The following is a 2,850-nucleotide window of genomic DNA, read 5'->3' as shown; positions in this document are numbered from 1 at the left end:
AACGTTCCTTCAGGAGACTTAAAGTCTCAGGGAGAACTCATCTCGGGGCAAGTTTCGTGCTTAGATGCTTTCAGCACTTATCTCTTCCGCATTTAGCTACCGGGCAGTGCCATTGGCATGACAACCCGAACACCAGTGATGCGTCCACTCCGGTCCTCTCGTACTAGGAGCAGCCCCCCTCAATTCTCCAGCGCCCACGGCAGATAGGGACCGAACTGTCTCACGACGTTCTAAACCCAGCTCGCGTACCACTTTAAATGGCGAACAGCCATACCCTTGGGACCTACTTCAGCCCCAGGATGTGATGAGCCGACATCGAGGTGCCAAACACCGCCGTCGATATGAACTCTTGGGCGGTATCAGCCTGTTATCCCCGGAGTACCTTTTATCCGTTGAGCGATGGCCCTTCCATTCAGAACCACCGGATCACTATGACCTGCTTTCGCACCTGCTCGCGCCGTCACGCTCGCAGTCAAGCTAGCTTATGCCATTGCACTAACCTCCTGATGTCCGACCAGGATTAGCTAACCTTCGTGCTCCTCCGTTACGCTTTGGGAGGAGACCGCCCCAGTCAAACTACCCACCAGACACTGTCCGCAACCCCGATAAGGGGCCAACGTTAGAACATCAAACATTAAAGGGTGGTATTTCAAGGTTGGCTCCACGCAGACTGGCGTCCACGCTTCAAAGCCTCCCACCTATCCTACACATCAAGGCTCAATGTTCAGTGTCAAGCTATAGTAAAGGTTCACGGGGTCTTTCCGTCTTGCCGCGGGTACACTGCATCTTCACAGCGAGTTCAATTTCACTGAGTCTCGGGTGGAGACAGCCTGGCCATCATTACGCCATTCGTGCAGGTCGGAACTTACCCGACAAGGAATTTCGCTACCTTAGGACCGTTATAGTTACGGCCGCCGTTTACCGGGGCTTCGATCAAGAGCTTCTCCTTACGGATAACCCCATCAATTAACCTTCCGGCACCGGGCAGGCGTCACACCGTATACGTCCACTTTCGTGTTTGCACAGTGCTGTGTTTTTAATAAACAGTTGCAGCCAGCTGGTATCTTCGACTGGTCTCAGCTCCACCCGCAGGGGCTTCACCTACACACCAGCGTGCCTTCTCCCGAAGTTACGGCACCATTTTGCCTAGTTCCTTCACCCGAGTTCTCTCAAGCGCCTTGGTATTCTCTACCTGACCACCTGTGTCGGTTTGGGGTACGATTTGATGTTACCTGATGCTTAGAGGCTTTTCCTGGAAGCAGGGCATTTGTTACTTCAGCACCGTAGTGCCTCGTCATCACACCTCAGCCTTGATTATCCGGATTTGCCTGGATAATCAGCCTACATGCTTAAACCGGGACAACCGTCGCCCGGCTAACATAGCCTTCTCCGTCCCCCCTTCGCAGTAACACCAAGTACAGGAATATTAACCTGTTTCCCATCGACTACGCCTTTCGGCCTCGCCTTAGGGGTCGACTCACCCTGCCCCGATTAACGTTGGACAGGAACCCTTGGTCTTCCGGCGAGCGGGCTTTTCACCCGCTTTATCGTTACTTATGTCAGCATTCGCACTTCTGATACCTCCAGCAACCCTCACAGGTCACCTTCGCAGGCTTACAGAACGCTCCCCTACCCAACAACACATCGTGTCGCTGCCGCAGCTTCGGTGCATGGTTTAGCCCCGTTACATCTTCCGCGCAGGCCGACTCGACCAGTGAGCTATTACGCTTTCTTTAAATGATGGCTGCTTCTAAGCCAACATCCTGGCTGTCTGTGCCTTCCCACATCGTTTCCCACTTAACCATGACTTTGGGACCTTAGCTGGCGGTCTGGGTTGTTTCCCTCTTCACGACGGACGTTAGCACCCGCCGTGTGTCTCCCGTGATAACATTCTTCGGTATTCGTAGTTTGCATCGGGTTGGTAAGTCGGGATGACCCCCTAGCCGAAACAGTGCTCTACCCCCGAAGATGAGTTCACGAGGCGCTACCTAAATAGCTTTCGGGGAGAACCAGCTATCTCCCGGTTTGATTGGCCTTTCACCCCCAGCCACAAGTCATCCGCTAATTTTTCAACATTAGTCGGTTCGGTCCTCCAGTTAGTGTTACCCAACCTTCAACCTGCCCATGGCTAGATCACCGGGTTTCGGGTCTATACCCTGCAACTTAACGCCCAGTTAAGACTCGGTTTCCCTGCGGCTCCCCTATACGGTTAACCTTGCTACAGAATATAAGTCGCTGACCCATTATACAAAAGGTACGCAGTCACACCCGAAGGTGCTCCCACTGCTTGTACGTACACGGTTTCAGGTTCTTTTTCACTCCCCTCGCCGGGGTTCTTTTCGCCTTTCCCTCACGGTACTGGTTCACTATCGGTCAGTCAGGAGTATTTAGCCTTGGAGGATGGTCCCCCCATATTCAGACAGGATACCACGTGTCCCGCCCTACTCTTCGAGTTCACAACCTGTGCATTTTGGTGTACGGGACTATCACCCTGTACCGTCGGACTTTCCAGACCGTTCCACTAACACACAAGCTGATTCAGACTCTGGGCTGCTCCCCGTTCGCTCGCCGCTACTGGGGGAATCTCGGTTGATTTCTTTTCCTCGGGGTACTTAGATGTTTCAGTTCCCCCGGTTCGCCTCGTTAACCTATGTATTCAGTTAACGATAGTGCAACGAATTGCACTGGGTTTCCCCATTCGGACATCGCCGGCTGTAACGGTTCATATCACCTTACCGACGCTTTTCGCAGATTAGCACGTCCTTCATCGCCTCTGACTGCCAGGGCATCCACCGTGTACGCTTAGTCGCTTAACCTCACAACCCGAAGATGTTTCGTAAAACATCATCG

General features: G+C 53.1%; 1 rRNA gene. It reads right to left on the bottom strand.

Annotated elements, in window-relative coordinates:
• Positions 1–2,816: ribosomal RNA gene (locus tag ACLH1I_RS26455) — 23S ribosomal RNA — on the bottom strand; the annotation flags it as partial.
• Positions 2,817–2,850 lie beyond the last annotated feature (34 nt).

Origin of the sequence: Klebsiella sp. 1SOBk10mer (assembly GCF_046602535.1) — a bacterium.
Taxonomy (GTDB): Bacteria; Pseudomonadota; Gammaproteobacteria; order Enterobacterales; family Enterobacteriaceae; genus Klebsiella; species Klebsiella quasipneumoniae.
This window is presented reverse-complemented; position numbering and strand designations above follow the sequence as displayed.